12 protein-coding genes are annotated in these 18,317 nt (G+C 68.6%); 3 read left to right on the forward strand and 9 right to left on the reverse strand.

Going from position 1 to position 18,317, the window contains the following annotated elements:
- The first annotated feature begins 67 nt into the window (after window positions 1-67).
- A complete protein-coding gene (locus ABD260_RS14385; RefSeq protein ID WP_344233986.1) occupies window positions 68-961 on the forward strand; it encodes a LysR family transcriptional regulator in 894 nt (297 codons plus the stop codon).
- Here ABD260_RS14385 and ABD260_RS14390 read toward each other — a convergent pair.
- The 4 genes from ABD260_RS14390 to ABD260_RS14405 form a co-directional block, all read right to left on the reverse strand.
- Window positions 958-1,626 carry a hypothetical protein gene (locus tag ABD260_RS14390; RefSeq protein WP_344233987.1) on the reverse strand — a complete coding sequence of 223 codons (669 nt, stop codon included), beginning with the start codon at window positions 1,624-1,626 and terminating at the stop codon, window positions 958-960. The genes ABD260_RS14385 and ABD260_RS14390 overlap by 4 nt on opposite strands.
- Window positions 1,623-2,921: a M1 family metallopeptidase gene (locus tag ABD260_RS14395; RefSeq protein WP_344233988.1), complete on the reverse strand. Its 1,299-nt coding sequence runs from the start codon at window positions 2,919-2,921 to the stop codon at window positions 1,623-1,625. Before ABD260_RS14395 ends, ABD260_RS14390 begins: the two co-directional genes overlap by 4 nt.
- A complete protein-coding gene (locus ABD260_RS14400) occupies window positions 2,921-6,871 on the reverse strand; it encodes a Pls/PosA family non-ribosomal peptide synthetase (protein WP_344233989.1) in 3,951 nt (1,316 codons plus the stop codon). The genes ABD260_RS14395 and ABD260_RS14400 overlap by 1 nt, the downstream gene beginning before the upstream one ends.
- A gap of 75 nt (window positions 6,872-6,946) precedes the next feature.
- Window positions 6,947-7,939, reverse strand: coding sequence for a neutral zinc metallopeptidase (locus tag ABD260_RS14405; protein ID WP_344233990.1), 993 nt, complete (start codon window positions 7,937-7,939; stop codon window positions 6,947-6,949).
- Between the two features lie 252 nt (window positions 7,940-8,191).
- Here ABD260_RS14405 and ABD260_RS14410 point away from each other — a divergent pair, with 252 nt between their 5' ends.
- Window positions 8,192-9,919 (forward strand): DUF2207 domain-containing protein, encoded by a 1,728-nt coding sequence (locus tag ABD260_RS14410; protein ID WP_344233991.1) that lies wholly within the window; start codon window positions 8,192-8,194, stop codon window positions 9,917-9,919.
- A 198-nt stretch (window positions 9,920-10,117) separates the two neighbouring features.
- Here ABD260_RS14410 and ABD260_RS14415 read toward each other — a convergent pair whose 3' ends face one another.
- Both ABD260_RS14415 and ABD260_RS14420 read right to left on the reverse strand, forming a co-directional pair.
- Complete coding sequence (locus tag ABD260_RS14415) at window positions 10,118-11,119, reverse strand: neutral zinc metallopeptidase (RefSeq protein WP_344233992.1); 1,002 nt, start codon at window positions 11,117-11,119, stop codon at window positions 10,118-10,120.
- A gap of 1,280 nt (window positions 11,120-12,399) precedes the next feature.
- A complete protein-coding gene (locus tag ABD260_RS14420; RefSeq protein WP_344233993.1) occupies window positions 12,400-13,638 on the reverse strand; it encodes a neutral zinc metallopeptidase in 1,239 nt (412 codons plus the stop codon).
- Window positions 13,639-13,754: 116 nt separating this feature from the next.
- On the opposite strand from ABD260_RS14420, the gene ABD260_RS14425 reads away from it, so the two are divergent.
- A complete protein-coding gene (locus ABD260_RS14425) occupies window positions 13,755-15,440 on the forward strand; it encodes a DUF2207 family protein (protein ID WP_344233994.1) in 1,686 nt (561 codons plus the stop codon).
- Window positions 15,441-15,494: 54 nt separating this feature from the next.
- Here ABD260_RS14425 and ABD260_RS14430 read toward each other — a convergent pair whose 3' ends face one another.
- The 3 genes from ABD260_RS14430 to ABD260_RS14440 all read right to left on the reverse strand — a co-directional run bounded on the left by ABD260_RS14430 (window position 15,495) and on the right by ABD260_RS14440 (window position 18,295).
- Window positions 15,495-16,787, reverse strand: coding sequence for a peptidase C39 family protein (locus tag ABD260_RS14430; RefSeq protein ID WP_344233995.1), 1,293 nt, complete (start codon window positions 16,785-16,787; stop codon window positions 15,495-15,497).
- Between the two features lie 61 nt (window positions 16,788-16,848).
- Complete coding sequence (locus ABD260_RS14435) at window positions 16,849-17,406, reverse strand: GNAT family N-acetyltransferase (RefSeq protein ID WP_344233996.1); 558 nt, start codon at window positions 17,404-17,406, stop codon at window positions 16,849-16,851.
- Window positions 17,407-17,437: 31 nt separating this feature from the next.
- On the reverse strand, window positions 17,438-18,295 hold the full coding sequence (locus ABD260_RS14440; protein WP_344233997.1) for a lysozyme: 858 nt from the start codon (window positions 18,293-18,295) through the stop codon (window positions 17,438-17,440).
- Window positions 18,296-18,317 lie beyond the last annotated feature (22 nt).

The following is an 18,317-nucleotide window of genomic DNA, read 5'->3' on the forward strand; positions in this document are numbered from 1 at the left end:
CCCATGGAAACTCCCGGGCATCCATGACGTCCAATAGTTGTTTGCTCAGCTTCCATATCCTGAGGTTATGGATCTTCGGTTGCTTCGGGCATACGTCACGGTGGCGCGGCTGCGCAACTTCGGTGCCGCCGCGGCGGAGCTGTCGACGAGTCAGCCGGCGCTCACCAAGCAGATCCAGGTGCTGGAGCGGCGGGTCGGTGCTGTGCTGTTCGATCGCGGCCGGCACGGTGCCCGGCTGACTCCGGCCGGGGAACTGCTGCTGCTTGACGCGCTGGAGTTGCTGGAGCGGTCCGAGGCCTTCGACCGGCGTGCCGATCAAGTCGCTTCGGGCGCCGAGGGGTCGCTGGCGATCGGGTTCGGGCTGTCCGGGATCGAGCTGGCGCCGCGGGCCGTGGCGGTGTTCCGGAGCCGGTGGCCGGGGGTGACGGTCTCGCTCGAGGACCTGCCGTCGGCGGTGCAGTTCGAGCGGCTGCTGACCGGCGGTCTGCAGATCGGGTTCGTCAGGCTGCCGGTGCCGGCCGGTCTCGAACACCACCGGCTGCGGCGGGATCGGCTGTCACTCGCGGTACCGGCCGCGCAGCGCGTCCCGCGTGACTTGGCCGGCTGGATCGACGCGCGCCCGCTGGTGCGGTTGACCCCGGCCCGGGGCCCCGGGCTGACCGCTCAGATCGACAGCCTGTACGCGGAGCTTGGTTGCCGTCCGCAAGTACTCCAGGAGTCCGGGGACCTACAGACAGTACTGGCACTGGTCGCGGCCGGCGTGGGACCGGCCGTCGTACCCTCAACCGCGGAACGGATCGCACCACCCGAGGTCCGCCTGGTCCCGCTACCCGGCCGCGCCGCAACCTGGTGGACCGGCGTCGCCTGGTCCATCCGAACGCCCCTCACCGAACGCTTCGTCAAAGCCGCCGCCGAGGTCGCCCGAGCGGCACGCACTGAGCCGCGAACAGGTCACGGTTAGCGGCTCGAGAACGGCCGTGGATTCATCGCCGGTTTGACCTGGCCGCCCAGCTTCCGGCGGTGCAGGGCCGCGGCGATCACGATGGCCGTCGCGCCGAGTAGGCACAGGATGCCCGCGATCAGGTCGATGCGTACGTGGGCCTGCCCGACGAACTGTGCTCGCAGCAACCCATGCGGGTCCACGATCACCTGCAACTTCCCACCGGGGAACTCGCGCAACCCCTGCACGGTGAACGGGTAACTGTGCCCGTTCGGGCAGTCCGCGGTGAATTCCGAGACGCCGTACGACTTGTAGTCGCGGATCGTGCAAGTCAACGTCTGACCGACCCGCGACAACCCGACCGGCGTCGGCGTCATCACGAACGGCACCGCGGCCAAGCCACTCGCGACCGCACCGAGGTACGTGTAGTACCCACCGCCGAGAATCGCGATGCCGATACAGAAGAACCCGGTTCCAAGCACGATCACCAGACAGGCGAAAAGGGTCGAATGCGGCGGGAACGTGTACATCACCCCGCCGAGCAGGAAGAGCACCGCACCGAGAGCGATGTAACGCCACATCGGTCCCTGCGGCGACCCGCGCCGTCGGAGCGGCTTCCCCGCGACGATCACGATCGCGAGGATGACGGCGACACCGCCGACGAGTTCCAGCAGCAAGTACTTCATCGTTTCCGCGGTAACGCTGGTAGTTCGTACGAGTCCAGCCAGGCGCCGAACAATCGCCCAAGCGCATCCTCGTTCGGGCTGTACGTCGCCGCCAGGGTGATGAATTCGGCCGTGGTGACCGACCCGTGCCGGTGCGTTCGGGTCCACGTACGCAACAGGTCGAAGAAGGCCTCGTCGCCGAGATGCTTGCGCAGTACGTGCAGCGTGATCGCGCCGCGCTTGTACAACCGGTCGTCGAACATCAGCTCCGGACCGGGATCAGCCAGCAACAGGTCCTTCGGCAGCACCTTCAGCCGCGAGTGCGCTTTCGAGACCTGCTGGTCAGCGGTCAGACCGCCGGACTCCTCGGACCACAACCACTCGGCGTAGCAGGCGAAACCCTCGTTCAGCCAGATGTGCTGCCAGCTCGCCGGCGTCAGGCTGTTGCCGAACCACTGATGCGCCAGCTCATGCGCGACCAGCCGCTCCGACCCGTTCCGCCCGTCCACATGGTTGCTGCCGAACACCGAGATGCCCTGCGCCTCCAGCGGGATCTCCAGCGGATCATCGGTCACCACGACCGTGTACCCACCGAACGGGTACGGCCCGAACTGCCGGCAGAACAGCTTCATCATGTCCTGCTGCCGCGCGAAGTCGTGCCGGAACTCCCGCACTTGCCGGCCGGGCAGTACGCCCCGGATCGTCACCGGCGACGTCGCCAGCTCCACCTCGTCGTACGGCCCGATCTGGACCGTCGCCAGGTACGTCGCCATCGGCGCCGCCTGATCGAACACCCAGGTCGTACGGCTTGCCTTCACGCGCCGCGACACCAGCCGCCCGTTCGCGACCACCCGGTACGGCGAGTCGGTCGTGATCGAAATCCGGTAGTGCGCCTTGTCGCCGGGGTGGTCGTTGCACGGGAACCAGGTGGCCGCGCCGCTCGGCTGACTGGCCACGATCACGCCCTCGGTCAGCTCCTCCCAGCCGAGCTCGCCCCACGGGCTGTCCACCGGCTTCGGGTTCCCGGCGTACTGGATGTCGACCGAGAACTCGGCGCCGTCCGCGACGTTCGCGGTGACGTACAGCTTGCCGGACCGCTGCGTGAACCGCTGCGGGCGGCGGCCGTTCACCGACACCTTCGACACCCGCAGCCCGGTCAGGTCGAAGCTGAACCGGGACAGCGCCTGGGTGGCGACGGCCGTGATCGTCGCCTTGCCGTTCAGCCGGTTGCTGTTGACCCGGTAGTCGAGCTCGAGGTCGTACGACTCGACCTTGTAGCCGGCGTTTCCATGGGTCGGCACATACGGATCAACCATCAGCCCTGCCACGGCGCCCTGTCTTGCCAGGGTGCGATGGGGTTCCCCGCCCACCGCGTCCCCGCCGGAACACCTTCGCCACGCATCACCAGAGACACCGGGCCGATGGTAGCCCCCGCGCCGACGCCGGCGGCGGGGAGGACGATGCCGTGCGGCCCGAGGGTCGCCCCGGGGCCGAAGGTGACTGTGTTCATGGAGAGAACTCGATCATGAAAAAGGTGCGTCTGCAGCACACAACCGCGATTCACCGTGGCGCCGTCGCCCAGGGTGATCAGATCCGCCTCCGGCAGCCAGTACGTCTCGCACCAGACGCCCTTGCCGATCTTGGCGCCGAGTGAGCGCAGCCAGAGCGCGAGCACCGGCGTGCCGGCGGCCGCGTTCGCGAACCACGGCGCGGCGACCAGCTCGACAAAGCTGTCGACCACCTCGTTGCGCCAGACGAACGAGCTCCACAGCGGGTACTCGACCGCGCGCGTCCTGCCGACGATCAGCCATTTTGCGACCGTCGCCATCCCGCCCGCGACCGCGCCGGCAGCCAGGATCACGGCGCCGGACAGCAGCACGGTCAGCCACGGACCGAGCCAGATGTCGAGTGCCTGCAGCGCGAACAGCACGCCGAGGGCGATCAGCACCGTACACATCATCGGCACGAACCGGCACAGCTCGACCAGCGCCCGCGCCACCTTGAGCTTGAACGGCGGGTTGAACGTCCGGCTCTGGTCGCCCGACACCGCTTGGCGGCGGAGTTTCACCGGCGGCGAGCCGAGCCAGGACGTACCCGCCTTGGACTTCTTCGGCGCCGCGGACAGCACCGCGACCAGGCCGTTCTTCGGCACCGCACGACCCGGCGCGGTCATCCCGGAGTTGCCCAGGAAGGCCCGCTTGCCGACCTTCGCGCCGGCCACGTGCAGCCAGCCGCCACCGAGCTCGTACGAGGCGATCATCGTGTCGTCGGCCAGGAATGCGCCCTCACCGACCGTGGTCATCTTCGGCAGCAGCAGCACCGTCGACGCCTCGACATCGCGGCCGATCTTCGCACCAAGCGCCCGCAACCACCACGGCGTCAGCAGGCTCGCGTACAGCGGGAACAGCAGCGTACGGGCCGAGTCGAGCAACCGCTCCGTCGCCCAGACCTGCCACCCGATCCGGCTCCGGACCGGGTAATGACCGGGCTTGATGCCGATCCCGAGGACCCGGACGCCGATCAGCGTCAGCACCGCGATCGTGGCGAAACCGACCAGGGTCATCAGCGGAACCGCGGTCAGCGCCTTGAGCGCGGCGTCGCCGAGCGTCTGGGTGCCGCGCAGGGCATGGCCGAGTACGAGGAACGCGGCCGCGGCACCGGCGACCGGGATCAAGGACATCAGCGCGGACTGCGCTCCGTACGCGGCGACCCACCACGGCGCGCGGTCCGGGCGGTGATCCGGCCAGGGGTGCCGGGCGCGGCCGATCCGGGCCGCGGGCGAGCCGGACCAGCGTTCGCTCGCCGGGACCTTCCCGGAGACGGCGGAGCCGGCCATGATCTCGGCGTTCCGGCCGATCTCGGCGCCGGGCAGCAGTGTGCTGCGGGAACCGACGACGGCCTCGGCGCCGACCGTGACCGGGCCGACGTGCAGCTGGTCGCCGTCGATCCAGTACCCGGCCAGGTCGACTTCGGGCTCGATGGAGGCGCCGCGGCCCATCGTCAGCATGCCGGTGACCGGTGGGAGCGTGTGCAGGTCGACGCCGCGGCCGACCTTGGCGCCGAGCGCGCGAGCGTAGTACGCGATCCAGGGCGCGCCGGCCAGGTTCGCGGCGCCGGCCGCGTCGGCGAGGTTCTCGGCCGCCCAGAGCCGGACATGGACGTTGCCACCGCGCGGGTACGTCCCGGGCTTGAGGCCGCGCAGCAGGATCCGGGCACCGACGACGGCGATGCCCATCCGGCCGGCCGGGCTGATCAGCAGTAGCCAGCCGACCAGAATCCACCACCAGGACACGGTCCGTGCCCAGGGCAGTGGATCGACCAGCTCGGCAAGCAAGTTGTTCAGCGTGAAGAGGTAGACCAGCCAGCGGACGCCGACGACTGTCTGCAGGATCAGGGTGAGCGCGGTCTGCAGCAGCTGGGTGCTCTTCGGAGTCGGGCGGATCTCGCGCAGCTCGACCGGCTCGACGGCGGCCGGCCGGAACTCGTCGAGCCGCTCGGCGAGCGCACCGAGCCGCGGGTACTCGTAGATGTCACCGACGGTTGCCTCCGGGAACCGCTCGCGGAGCACCGAGACCAGCTGGGCCGCGGCGAGACTGCCGCCGCCGTGCAGAAAGAAGTCGTTGTCCGGGCTGGTGACCTTGGCGCCCAGAACCGTCGTCCAGCGCTCGGCCAGCCAGCCCGCGGTGCCGGTGAGCTCGGCCGCCGGGCCGTCGGTGTCCATGCCGGGCAGTGGCCAGGGGAGTGCGTTGCGGTCGACCTTGCCGGACGTTCTGGTCGGCAAGGTGTCGACGATGGCGAGGAGCGGTACGAGCGCCGCGGGCAATGCTTCGCGGAGTCGCTCGGTCGCTTTCGCGTTGTCGAAGGCGGCTGGGTCGTCCGGTACGACGTACCCGACCAGGAGCTGGTTGCCGGCGGCGCTGTTGCGTACGGCTGCCGCCGCGCCGGTGACGCCCGGCAGGGCCTGCAATGCGGCGTCCACCTCGCCGAGCTCGATCCGGCGGCCACCGAGCTTGACCTGCTCGTCGGCGCGGCCTTGGAACAGCAGGCCCAACGGATCGGACCGGACCAGGTCGCCGCTGCGGTACGCCCGGTCCCAGCCGAGTGTGGGCATCGGGGCGAACTTCTCGGCGTCCTTGACCGGGTCCAGGTAGCGGGCCAGGCCGACGCCGCCGATGATCAGCTCACCGATCTCGCCGTCGCCAACTTCGTTGCCTGCAGCATCTACTACCGCGAGATCCCAGCCGTCCAAGGGCAGGCCGATCCGGACCGGCCCCTCGCCGGTCAGTTGCGCGGCGCAGGCAACCACGGTCGCCTCGGTCGGGCCGTACGTGTTCCAGACCTCGCGGCCGTCGATCGCGAGCCGTTCGGCGAGCTCGGGCGGGCAGGCCTCGCCGCCGAAGATCAGCAGCCGGACCTGGTCCAGCGCGTCGGCCGGCCAGAGCGCGGCCAAAGTCGGGACGGTCGAGACAATAGTGATGCCTTGGGCAACCAACCAGGGGCCGAGGTCCATCCCGGTCCGGACCAGCGAGCGCGGCGCCGGGACCAGGCACGCGCCGTGCCGCCAGGCCAGCCACATCTCCTCGCAGGACGCGTCGAACGCGACCGACAGGCCGGCCAGTACACGGTCGTCCGGGCCGATCGGCTCGCTCTGCAGGAACAGCCGGGCCTCCGCGTCGACGAACGCCGCGGCCGAGCGGTGCGTGACCGCGACACCCTTCGGTACGCCGGTGGAGCCCGACGTGAAGATGATCCAGGCGTCGTCGGTCGGCTCCGGTCCGGGCGTGTCGCGCGGCGAATCCGTGCTGCTGCTGCCGTCCATCCGGGCCGAGTACGGGTAGTCGAACGTGCCGTTGGCAGCGTCGTTGTCCGCGATCGGTGCCGCCTGCGGGCGGGTCAGGGTGAGCTCGAGCTCGTCACCGACGGTCGCCGCGACGGCTGCCTCGCCGAAGACCAGCGCGGCGCGCTCGTCCGGGTCATCCGCGTCGACCGGTACGTACGCGGCGCCGGCTTGGAGGGTGCCGAGAATCGCGACATACAGGTCGTTGTGGCCCGAGGAGATCCGGATGCCGACCCGGTCACCCGGACCGATCCCGGCAGCGGTCAGCCGGTGCGCGAACTTGCCGGTCTGCACCAGCAGTTCGCGATAGCTCAGGCTGACGCTGCCGTCATCCAGCGCGGGCTCGTCGGCGTACCGGTTGGCTGTTTCCTCCAGCACTTCCACCAACGTCCGCGCGCCCGTCGCCAACTCCCCACGTCGCAACGTCACGGGCGGATAATACGCCGCCTGGTTATCACTTCGATAACGCGAAGCGAACACGTGGGACAGTCCATCAATCGCTTGCTACTTCACCAGGTCGGCCGATACCGCGTACGTGTCGCAGGCCTTGTTGGCGCCGATGTTGAAGCCGTTCTGAATCCAGAAGCCCTGTGTGGTCGCCTGGCCGTGGGTGCGTTCGTCCTCGGGCGAGTCCGGTGAATCGCCGAAGCTGTTGCTCGACTGTTCCTTGAATTCGTCCAGCCGGTTGGACAGCGGATACGACTTCTCGACCGATTTGCTGAAGACCCCGGCGAAGCAGGACGCCTGCACCTCGTTCCGGCGGGAGCTCTCGAGTTTCTGCTCCGGATGGTCCTGCAGGTACGCCATCCGGGCGTAGAACAGCCCGCTCACACCCTGTACATGGTGGCCGTACTCGTGCGCGATCGTCATCAGGTACGCGAGGTCCTGCTTCGGCCCGAAGGCACGGTTCATCTGCTTCACGTCCACGTACATGACCTGGTTGCCGTAGCAGTAGAACGCCAGCACGCGGCCGGACAGCGGTTCGAAGTTGCCGCACGGGGTCTTGACCGGCTGATCGAAGACGACCAGGCCCGGGTCCGGCTTGTCCTGGCCGAGGTCATGGAAGATCGGCCGCCAGCCGTCGTTCAGGCACTTGAAGAGCTTCGTGTAGTACACCTTCTGGGCCGCCAGGTTGCCGTTGCCGAGCGGCGCCGCCTTGCAGTTCTGCTCCACCAGGGAACCGGTGCGGTAGATGTCGGCGTTCAGCAGGAAGTCCTCGGCGGTGCCCTTCTCCGGCTTGGTGGTCGCGGTTGGGACGATCGACGGACCGGACACCTCCGGCTCAGCGGTGGTGTCGGTGCTCTGCTTGCCGAGTAGAGCCGCGAGGACTGCTACCGAGACGCCGATGAAGATCAGCAGGACGGAGCCGATCAGAATCAGCCGGAGCGGACCGCCGCGGCGGCGCGGCGGGTGGAAGCTGTTGAACTGACCGGGGCCGTAGTAGGGCTGACCCCACTGACCTGGGTACTGGGCCTGCGGCGGGTACTGGCCCTGCATCGGCGGGTACTGGCCCTGCTGTGGTGGCCAGGGTGCGCCCTGGGGTGGCGGTAGGACGCCGGGCGGCGGGCCGAGTGGCCGGCCCTGCTGTGGATACGGCGCTTGGTAGGGGCCCTGTGGTGGGCCTTGCGGTTGGCCTTGTTGGGGGCCACCGTAGCCGTACGGGCTGCTCACAGCTCTGGCCTCCGTGTGGTCGTACCTGCCGGTCTGTCGAGTTCGCTGCACGAACCGGCACGAGACTACTCTCGACCCATGTCACCGAAGCGCCGCCTCCTTCCGGCTGCCCTGCTGATCCCCCTCACCGCCCCGGTCGCCGCCCTGTTCGTCGCGGCCGGGTTTGTTGCTGCCGGCCCCGTGCCCGCGTACGCGGCCGGTCAGGCGGATGACCAGATCACGGCGTACACGGCGGACGCGACGCTGACCAAGAACGGCGCGCTCCAGGTCAAGGAGACGGTCGACCTGACCGCGGGAGGTGCGACGTTCAGCCGGACGCTGGCGACCAAGGTCCGGTCGGACTCCGAGCGGGACCGGACGTACGGGCTGAAGGACGTGTCCGCGACGGTGAACGGACAGCCGGCCCAGGGCTTCAAGAACGAGAGCACCGACGACGGCCGCAAGCTGACGGTGAACGTGTCGGGCCAGTCGAAGATCGTCTACAGCTACACCGTGGACAACGTGGTCGCCGACTCGATCGAGGGCCGCGAGGTGAGCTGGCCGGTCGTGCAGGGCTTCGGCACGGCGATCCCGGCCGCCAAGCTGAACGTGAACGTACCGTTCGCGACCTGGGTGACCTGCTTCGCGGGCCGGATCGGGTCGAGCATGCCGTGTACGTCGTCCCAGCTGGCCGAGTCGGCGGAGCTGGAGATCGAGCAGAACGGCGTACCGGCGGGTGGCCGCGTGACGTTCCTGACCGGGTTGAGCGACCGCGCCACCGTGCAGCCGAACGCCAAGTACGCGAACCACTGGTCGCTCGGCCGGGCGTTCACGGTCGACTCGAGTACTGCCGGTCTGGCCGGGATCGTGTTCGGGCTCGGCCTGCTGGGTGCGGTCGGGATGTGGTTCTTCCGCGGCCGGGACGCCGCGAAGGTCGGTCCGGGTGGACCGGAGCGGCCGGTGCTGGACGGTACCGACGGGCCGCAGTTCGCCGCGCCGGACGGCATCCGGCCGGGGCAGGTCGGCACGGTGGTGGACGAGAGCGCCGACGTCGTCGACATCACCGCCACGCTGCTGGACCTTGCCGTACGCAACTACCTGACCATCGTCGAGCAGCCGCGGGACTCGCACTTCGGCCGGCTGGACTGGGAGCTGCACCGGTTGCACCAGGGCGGTCCGGAGCTATTGCCGTACGAGAAGGCGCTGCTGGACGCGGTGTTCGCGGACGGCGACGCCGTCCTTGTCTCCGCACTCGGCCCGGCGCTGCGGCCGCGACTCAACGTGGTCCGCGAGGAGCTGTACTCGGATGTCGTCACGCAGGGCTGGTTCACGAGCCGCCCGGACGCCGACCGGAACCGGTGGACCACTGCCGGTCTGGTGCTGCTCGGTGCGGGCGTGGTGCTGACCATTGTGCTGGCCATCGTCAGCAAGTTCGGTCTGGTCGGGTTCGCGGTGATGGCTGCCGGCGTGGTGCTCGCGCTGATCGGTCAGGCGGCACCGGCGCGTACTGCGCGTGGGGCGGCCGTGCTGGGACGGGTGGCCGGCCTGCAGCACTACCTGGCCAACGAAAGCTCGGCCGACTTGCCGGAGAGCCACCGCCTGGAGTTCGCGTCGCGCTGCCTTCCGTACGCCGCTGTGCTCGGGCTGACCGAGAAGTGGGCGCTGGAGATCGCGGCGACCGATGACGACGACGACCCCGACGCCGGCATCGGCTGGTACTCCGGACCGGACAACTGGCACCTGTCCGACATCGGGGAGTCGCTGAGCAACTTCGTCACCACATTCGGCGGGACCCTGACCACCGCCCGGCGCCTGTTCGGCGCCTAGACCCAGGGTTCGCGCCAGGAACCGAAGGACGGGTAGTCCTCGTTAGCTCCGCCGCGTGCTGAGCGTGCAGCACCCGCGTTCAGCGGTTCCTGGACGGACCACTACCCGTTCTTCGGTCCCGGTCAGGAGGGTTCGCGCCGGGAGGGTGTCAACGTCTACCGGCTGGTGTCCGAACTTCAGAAGCCGGCTTCGGTTGGGTCAGTTGACCCGGATGTCGGCGGCGGTGAAGGTGTTGCAGGAGTTCGGCTGCTTGCTGTTGAAACCGGCGACGGACCACTGGTAGTTGCTGACCCGGTTGCCGTGGTCGTGCACCCGCGGCCGCGAGTAGTCGTCGCCGGAGTGCGCGATCAGGAACCGCCAGTTGGTCAGCAGCGGGCCGCTCATCGGCGTGAACGCCGCGTTGGCGCCGAGGTACACCGCGCCGAGGCAGGTCGCCTGGAGTTCGCGGCGGCGGCTCTCGGTCAGCTTCTGGTTCGGCGTCATGCTCTTCTGGCGGGTCATCGACGAGCTGAGGATCCCGGTCAGCTTCTGCACGTGGTGCCCGTACTCGTGCGCGAACGTGTTGAGCATGATCGCGCGGGCGTACTGCGGGTTCGACTTGTAGTACTTGTTGTCGACGGTGAAGGGGAGGTAGATCGTCTCGTTCGCCGCGCAGTACGCCGCTCGTACGCTGCGCTGGATGCCGCACGGGGACGGGGTGTTGCCGACGTACACGACCGCCTTCGGGACGCGGAACGGGAGGTTCTGCTTCTTCATCGCCACGTACCAGGTGTAGTTCAGGCAGCGCAGGAGGCGGGCGTAGTAGGCCTGCGACGCCGGGACCGTGACCGGGGCGTTCGGCGGCTCGACGCACTTGGAGGCCGCGACCGGGCCGATCGAGTACAGCTTGCTGCCCTTCACCACCTCGTCAGCCGTCGGGCCCCGCGGCGCGCTGGGCGTGCTCGGGCTTTCGGACGGGGTTTGTGACGGGGATTCTGATGCGGGTGCCGTGGGGGCGGGGTTGGCTTCCGGTTTGTCGCCGCTGAGGCCGCGTACGAGGAGGGTGACGCCGGAGCCGACTACCAGCACCGCAAGCACCACCAGGCCGATCAGCAGCCCGCGAGAAATCTTCTTGGGCTTCCGCCGGCGCCCACCCGGCGGCTGCGGAATAGGAATCGGCGGATACTGCCAATCAGCCCCCTGCTGCACCGGCTGCCCCATAGGCCCAATCTGCCCACCGGGCCCACCCGCTGCCGGACCATGCCCACCAGGTCTACCTGCTGCGCCATGCCCACCCGGTCCACCTGGTCCGCCCGGTGAGCCTGGTCCGCCGTGCCCGCTCCGGTCCCCGGGCCCACCCGGCCCGCCGTGGGCGTTCTGGGGTGCTGAGTGGCGTGCACCGCCCTGCTGTCCGGGCTGTTGTCCACCCAGCGCTTGGCTCCAGGGCGACTGCTCTCCACCGGTCTGCCCAGGCTGCTGACCCGACTGCTGTGCCTGCCCAGGAGAACCCCACAAGTAAGAGTCCTCAGACCGCGGCCCGTTCTGCTGCCGAGGCGCCGGCTGCGGCGGCCCCGCCTGCCAAGCACTAGACCCCGACTGCCACTGCCCACCACCTACCTGCCCAGCGCCGGTCCGGCCGGTGCCTGCCTGTCCAGCACCCGACTGTCCGGGCCCCGCCTGTCCAGCACCCGCCTGTCCAGCACCCGACTGTGCGGGACCTGCCTGTCCTGCACCTGTCTGCCCAGTGCCTGACTGCGCGGGACCTGGTTGTGTGGTGCGGCCGGGCTGTTGTGCTGGTTGCCACTGGTTGGGCTGTGGCGGGCCGGGCTGCCAGGAGCTTTGCGGCGGCTGCCCCGGGCGGGCGGGGCCGGACTGCGAGCGCCCCGGCTGCGACTGACTGGACTGACCCGACGGACTGGGCTGGGTGGGAGCTGACTGCCAGGAGTTCTGTGGTGGTTGGGCTGGCCGGCCCGGGCCGGACTGCGGCTGCCCCGGCTGGGGCTGGGCGGATTGCGGGTGTGTGGGGTTGGGGCGGGGCGGCTGGGGGCGTTGGCTTGATTGCTGTTGCTGCGTGGGGGACTGGTCTGGGTGTTCGCGGCGGTTGGTTTCCCAGCCGCCGTCGAACCAGTTGTTGGGTGGTAGCTCGCCCTGCGTCGGGTTCTGGAACTCTCGCTTCGCCTCGGTCTCGCCCGTCCACCACGTAGACGGCCGCTCGGCGCCTTGCCCCGCGTTCGACTGCTCGGGGTTGTGGTTGTCGCCGGTTCCTGCTTCCGGGGGGCGGGGTGGCTGGGGGTCAGCCGGTTCGCTTCCCGGGGGCTGGTTCCAGTTGTCCGACATTGCTGCTCCTCACGACCTTGCTGGGTGTAGCTGCAGGCTGGTGAGGTGCCGAAGCTGCCTCCCCCTGACATATCTTGCGGCATACTCTGCGCGATCCGGACCGGCCAGGCCAGCTATCCCGGCCAGTCGTTGCGAAGTAGACCACTACGAGCGTGGAGCAGGCCTCACTGCACCTGTCTCGCGGACGCGGCGAACGTGTTGCACGCCACTGGGTTCCGGGCGTCCCACCCGCGCTGCGCCCAGTACTTGTGGATCGGCGGCGCACCGTGGTCGTGCCCGAGGTCGATGGTGTTGGCGATCAGCCACTTCCACTGGACCAGTGCGTTCCCGGTGACCGGGTACGTCCGCCGGTTCGACCCGATGAAGATGTCGGAGAAGCACGACGCCTGCAGCTCGAGCCGCCGGCTGTCTTCCAGCCCCTTCGCGTACGTTTCCCGCTCGTACCGGATGCGGTTGTACGCGGACAGGATCCCGGTCATGTTCTGCACGTGGTGCCCGTACTCGTGGGCGAACTGGTGCAGCATCCACATCCGCGCCCACACCTTGCTGTACGACTGCTGGTACCGGTTGTAGTTCCCCACGTCCTGCGTGAGGTTCATGTAGATGGTGTCGTTGGTGCCGCAGTAGAACGGCGGCCCGGTGTCGCGCATCGATCCGCAGGGCGATTGGACCGTACCGGTGAAGGTCGCCACGTTCGGCGGGCGGAACCGGCCGCCGGCCTTCGCGACCATCGGGGCCCACGCCTTGTTCAGGCAGCCCCACAGGTTCTTGTAGTTGGCCCGTGCGCCGGCTGCGGAGCTGGGCCGTGAGCCGGACTCCTTGCAGTTCACCGGGCGCATCGCACCGACCTTGTACAGCCTGTTGCGCACGACCAGGTCGGTGTCACTCGGACCGGGTTTCGTCGTGGGCTTGCTGGTGGTCGTGGAGCGGGTGACCGTCGGTACCGGCTGCTGGGTGGTGCGCGGAGCGGTCGGCCGGGTGGTAGCCCCGTTCGTCGGCTGACCGGACGGCTCGGTGGTCGGCTCGTTCGTGGGGCTGTACGACGAGGTGGTCGTCGGCTGGGCGTACGACGGGTCGTCGTTGCTCTTCAGTACGGACGACACGATCTTCAGGCCGACCGCACCGGCGACGAGTACGCCGACGATCACGAAGAGTGCGACCAGGCCGCCCTTGCCGCCCTTCTTCTTCGGCGGCCGCGGAGGACCACCAGGGCCACCAGGTCCACTGCCCCAGCCGAACTGCGGCCCGTTCCCCGGATACGGCGGCCCCTGATACGGCCCGCCGAACGGCGGCCCAGGCGGACCGGGGGGGCCGTTGTACCCGGGGCCTTGTTGCCAGGGTGGAGGCGGCTGCTGTGGCGGGTACTGGTTTCCGGGCGGAGGACCCCATTGGTTGCCTGACACACGCAGGACGCTACCGGAGCGTTGGCTCAAGTTCCGGGCGGGTGCGGGGCTGACACTGGCCAGCGGTTAGGGTGCCCGGTGTCAACCTGACCCTCTTTCTACGGTGTGATTGGGCGATGCGTCTACGTCTCCTCGGGCTATCCCTGTGTGCCCTCGGCCTGCTCGGCCTGACCGCTGTACCGGCCGGCGCGGCCGTCACGAGCGCTGCCGCCGATCCGGTGGTGACCAACTACGACAGCCAGGTCCGGGTCGAACGGGACGGCCTGCTCCGGGTCGCCGAGACCTGGAAGCTCAGCAACGTGAACGGGACCTTCAACCGGTTCATCGTCACCCGCGAGCACCTGCCGAACGACATCGACCACGTGCAGGAGGTCGGTGACCTGCAGGTGAAGGCGGGCGGCCAGGAGAAGAAGGCCGAGTTGAAGGTGGACGGCGACGTCACCTCGATCGCCGTACCGGATGTCACCAGCGGTACCACCCAGCTGGAGTTCAGCTACACCGTGAAGGGCGCGGTGTCGAAGTCCCTGAACGGTACCGAGGTGGAGTTCGTGCCGCTGACCGGCATCAACCTCCCGGTCCAGCAGGCGAACATCGTCTTCAGCGTCCCCGAGGTCACCCACGTCTCCTGCTTCGCGGGCGCACTGGACAGCAACACTCCGTGCACGCTCGCGCAGATCGGTGAGACGTCCGGCCCGACCTTCCAGCAGACCGGTCTGCCGCCGGGCAACACGGTGAAGATGTCGGTCGGCTTCCCGGACGGCCAGATCGCGGCGAACTCGATCGTCGAGTACCGGCACACCTTCAAGCGGGCGTTCTCCACCGACGCGGCGCAGCTGATCACCGCACTGGCGCTGCTGCTGCTCGGTGCGATCGCGTTGTTCGTGCTGTACCGGCTGCGTGGCCGCGACCAGGTCGACCCGCGTCGCGTCGTCCCGGCATCGTTGTTCAGCCTGGGTACGGATGCGCGGATCGACTTCACGCCTCCGTCCGACCTGCGGCCGGGTGAGGTGGGCACGCTGATCGACGAGGTGATCGACCCGGTCGACGTGACCGCGACGATCATCGACCTGGCGGTCCGTGGTCACATCACCATCACCGAGCTGGAGCGGCAGAGCGAGTTCGCCCGGGGTGACTGGGAGCTGCGCCGGGTGAAGAACGCTCCGGCCGAGGAGCTGCACCGCTACGAGAACGTGCTGATCCGGGCGCTGTTCGGCGACTCCGACTCGGTGCTGGTGTCCGAGCTGGGCCGACAGGTCCGCGAGAACCTCGAGCAGGTGCAGGACGCCCTGTACGACGGTGTCGTCAAGCGCGGCTGGTTCACCGAGCGCCCGGACCGTACTCGGTCGCTGTGGGCAACGATCGGTATCGCGACCACCGTGGTCGGTGTGGTGGCCACTGTGCTGCTCGCGCTGCTGTCGACCTGGGGCCTGCTGGGTATCGCGATCACGCTGCTCGGTGTCGGTCTGCTCGTGGTCGGCCGCTACATGCCGGCCAAGGCACCTGCGGCCGGCCGCGTCCTCGGTCAGGTCGCCGCGATCCGCGGTGAGCTGCTGGAGATGGACGTCAGCGAGCTGCCGACCGATCAGCACGCTGAACTGTGCTCCCGCGCCCTGCCGTACGCGGTGGTGCTCGGCGGGTCCGAGCGCTGGATCGACGCACTGGTCGCGACGGACACCACGCCGGGCGTAGAGGACGAGGGCTTCCCCTGGTACCACGGTCCGCGCGGCTGGCACCTGCAGTACCTGCCGGACTCGCTCCGCAACCTGACGACCAGCCTGACCGGCGCACTGTTCGCCCGGTAGTAGTACAGAACAGAGCCCGTCACGCCGCCCCGGCGTGACGGGCTCTGTCGTCTGTTACCAGTTGTGTTGCGGGTCCGACGGCGCTGGTAGCGGCAGCCCGTCCGGGTGGATCACATAGACCAGTCCACCCGAGTGCGGCACCCAGGCGTTCTCGAACGCGGTCCGGTCGTACGTCGTCCGCACCTGATCGTTACTGGGGATCAGGTGCGACGCCGGATCGTTCACGACCACATTGCCGTTGTTGTCGAAGCCAACGATCACCATCAGATGTCCGTTGGTCCCGTAGCCCGCTCCGGGCAGGTCGCCCTTCTTGAACGACAGTGAAGCGACCAGTGGGATACCAGCCTTGATGAACTGCTCTGCCTCGGTCAAAGAACGCAGTCGGGTGATGAAGCCATCCACCCCACGGCTCCCGGCGTACGCGGTGTTGAACGGCCAGTTCCCGGCGCCGTCGTACGAGTAGTCGAACACCGACCGCGCGGAGTGGTCCACCTGTGGGTCGGGGTCGGACGGATCGACCCATGCGGTCTCGGCACGTGTCGGTCCGGCGCCGTAGTAGTCCAGCACCATCGCAGTCGAGGTAGCGGAGCACCAGGCCTCACCACCGCCGTCCCACTGCGGGTAGTGACCGATGTGCGTCTCCTGGGAGTACGTCGGTACGTCCAGCACCATGCCCTCTGCGCCGCCAAGGGGGCTGGCGGCAACCTTCTTGTCGGAGGGCAGCCGGGACGCCATCGCACCGACAGAACGGACTACCGGCGACTGTGTCGTGCCACTGAGCCGGTACAGCGTGACCTTGAGCTGCCAGCGGTCCAGCCACCCGCCGGACGCGGCCTGGAAGGTGTCGACGGCTACCGACCCGTTGGCGTCGCCCTGGCTCGGTACGGAGGTCCGGTGGATGTCTCCGGCCGCGGTGTTGTCCCCACTGGACCAGCGGCCGAGTACGTACCACTTGGTGGCAACGCCGACGTTGGTAGTACCTGCCATCGACACCTCCACCCAGGTGCCGGGTGGGGTGGTGGCGTTCCAGGACGCGACCAGCTCGGTCAGCCCGAAGCCGGTGCTGACATGCGGAGAGACCCAGCTGGCCTGGTCGTACGTCTTGGCGGTGCCGTCGCCGAACGGGTCGACGTACGACCTGGTGCCGGCCGGCGTACCGATGGTGAGCGCATCGCCGGTGACGGTGGTGCCGGATTGTTCGCCGGCCTGGAAGTCGCTGGCCGACGTCCAGCCGCGGTACGCGATCTGCCGGTCGGGCGCGACCTTGACTGCCTGGCTCGGCAATGCGCCGGCAGTGAGCACGAACGCGCCGAGAAGCAGCGCGATGACGGAACGGGCGGTGGTCATGTAAACGACGGTAGCCCTGGCGGCAGTTGCTGTCAGCGGGCGGCGTGGCGCGGAAAAATACTTACGAGCGTTTGTTCCACTCGTCGGCGAGCATGGCGTAGACCAGCTCGTCGGTCCACTCGCCCTTCAGGTACTCGTTCCGGACGAAATGCGCCTCTTCGCGCAGGCCGAGGCGCTGCAGCAGCTTCACCGACCCGGTGTTGCGGTAGTCCAGCCGGGCGATGATCCGGTGCATGCCGAGTTCCTCGAACCCCAGCCGGAGCAGCTCGACGGCAGCCTCGGCCGCGTACCCGTGGCCGTGTGACTCGGGGTGGAAGACGTACCCGAGCTCACCGGTGCGCTGCTCGGCGTTGTTCACGAACAGCGTGACCTCACCGACATGCTGACCGGTGTCCCGCCGGATCACAGCAGCGGTGAGCGCCTGTCCGTCCGTGTCCATCGGGACGTCGGCCAGCCGGCCGGTGAGTGCTTGTTTCACCTGCTCCGGCGTACGGACGTCGTAGAGCAGGAAACGGGTCACATCAGGGTTGGACTGCAGTTTCAGCAGGTCGTCGTAGTCGTCCTCGACGTACCGGCGCAGCGTCAGTCGGTCGGTCTCGATCGGCAGCGTGTAGCTCACCGATCGAGACTATGCGACAACCGCAACCGAATTAGCCGTTGGCGAGGGCCTGCAACCGGGACATGTCTCCGTTGAACCGGTCCTGGTCGATCGGGGTGGAGCTGTACTGCCAGATGGTGTGGAAGCCCCAGCCACCAGGCAGCGTTCCCGGCGAGGACGCGTACTTGGCCACCCACAGTGGGTTGGTGGTGTTGAACGCGGTGCTGTTGCCGGTGCAGCGGGTCCACCAGTCCAGGTTGGTGTAGATCGGTACGTCACGACCGGTCTTCGCCTTGTAGGTGTTGGCGAAGTCCCTGATCCAGCTGACCATCGCGGACGCGCTCAGCCCGTAGCAGGTCGCGCCGTACGGGTTGTACTCGATGTCCAGCGCACCGGGCAGCGTCTTGCCGTCCCGCGACCAGCCACCACCGTGAGCCAGGAAGTACGTGGCCTGGTTCGCGCCACTGGAGTCGTTCGGGGTGGCGAAGTGGTAGGCGCCGCGGATCATCCCGACGTTGTAGGACCCGTTGTACTGCTGGGCGAAGTACGGGTTCGTGTAGTAGTTGCCTTCGGACGCCTTCACGTACGCGAACCGCCGGCCGGCGTTCCACTGCGCGGTCCAGTCGACGTTTCCCTGGTGACTCGCCACGTCGATGCCTTCGACGGTCGCGGCGGGCGCCATCACGGCCGGGGCGGCGGTCGCGGGCGTCATGGTGTTGTTGGACAGCCAGCCCATGTACGCGTCGCCGGCCTTCTCGATCCCGTGCTGACGGGCCTGGGCGGTGGGCTGATGGGCGGCGGCGCTGCTCCCGGCAGCTGCGGGGCTTGCGGCGTTTGCTTGGGCGGAGCCGATCGAGGCCAGTAACAGGCCAAGAGTGACGGCGGCACCCGTGAAAAGGGCGGACTTCACGGTTTCCTCCAGAGCGATGAGG

Origin of the sequence: Kribbella hippodromi (assembly GCF_039531045.1) — a bacterium.
GTDB classification, from domain to species: Bacteria; Actinomycetota; Actinomycetes; order Propionibacteriales; family Kribbellaceae; genus Kribbella; species Kribbella hippodromi.

Excerpts from the sequence above, each read along its gene's own strand:
- ABD260_RS14385 (WP_344233986.1), top strand. The coding sequence starts at position 68 with ATGGATCTTCGGTTGCTTCGGGCATACGTCACGGTGGCGCGGCTGCGC.
- ABD260_RS14390 (WP_344233987.1), bottom strand. The coding sequence starts at position 1,626 with ATGAAGTACTTGCTGCTGGAACTCGTCGGCGGTGTCGCCGTCATCCTC.
- ABD260_RS14395 (WP_344233988.1), bottom strand. The coding sequence starts at position 2,921 with ATGGTTGATCCGTATGTGCCGACCCATGGAAACGCCGGCTACAAGGTC.
- ABD260_RS14405 (WP_344233990.1), bottom strand. The coding sequence starts at position 7,939 with ATGCAGGGCCAGTACCCGCCGCAGGCCCAGTACCCAGGTCAGTGGGGT.
- ABD260_RS14410 (WP_344233991.1), top strand. The coding sequence starts at position 8,192 with ATGTCACCGAAGCGCCGCCTCCTTCCGGCTGCCCTGCTGATCCCCCTC.
- ABD260_RS14415 (WP_344233992.1), bottom strand. The coding sequence starts at position 11,119 with ATGGGGCAGCCGGTGCAGCAGGGGGCTGATTGGCAGTATCCGCCGATT.
- ABD260_RS14425 (WP_344233994.1), top strand. The coding sequence starts at position 13,755 with ATGCGTCTACGTCTCCTCGGGCTATCCCTGTGTGCCCTCGGCCTGCTC.
- ABD260_RS14430 (WP_344233995.1), bottom strand. The coding sequence starts at position 16,787 with ATGACCACCGCCCGTTCCGTCATCGCGCTGCTTCTCGGCGCGTTCGTG.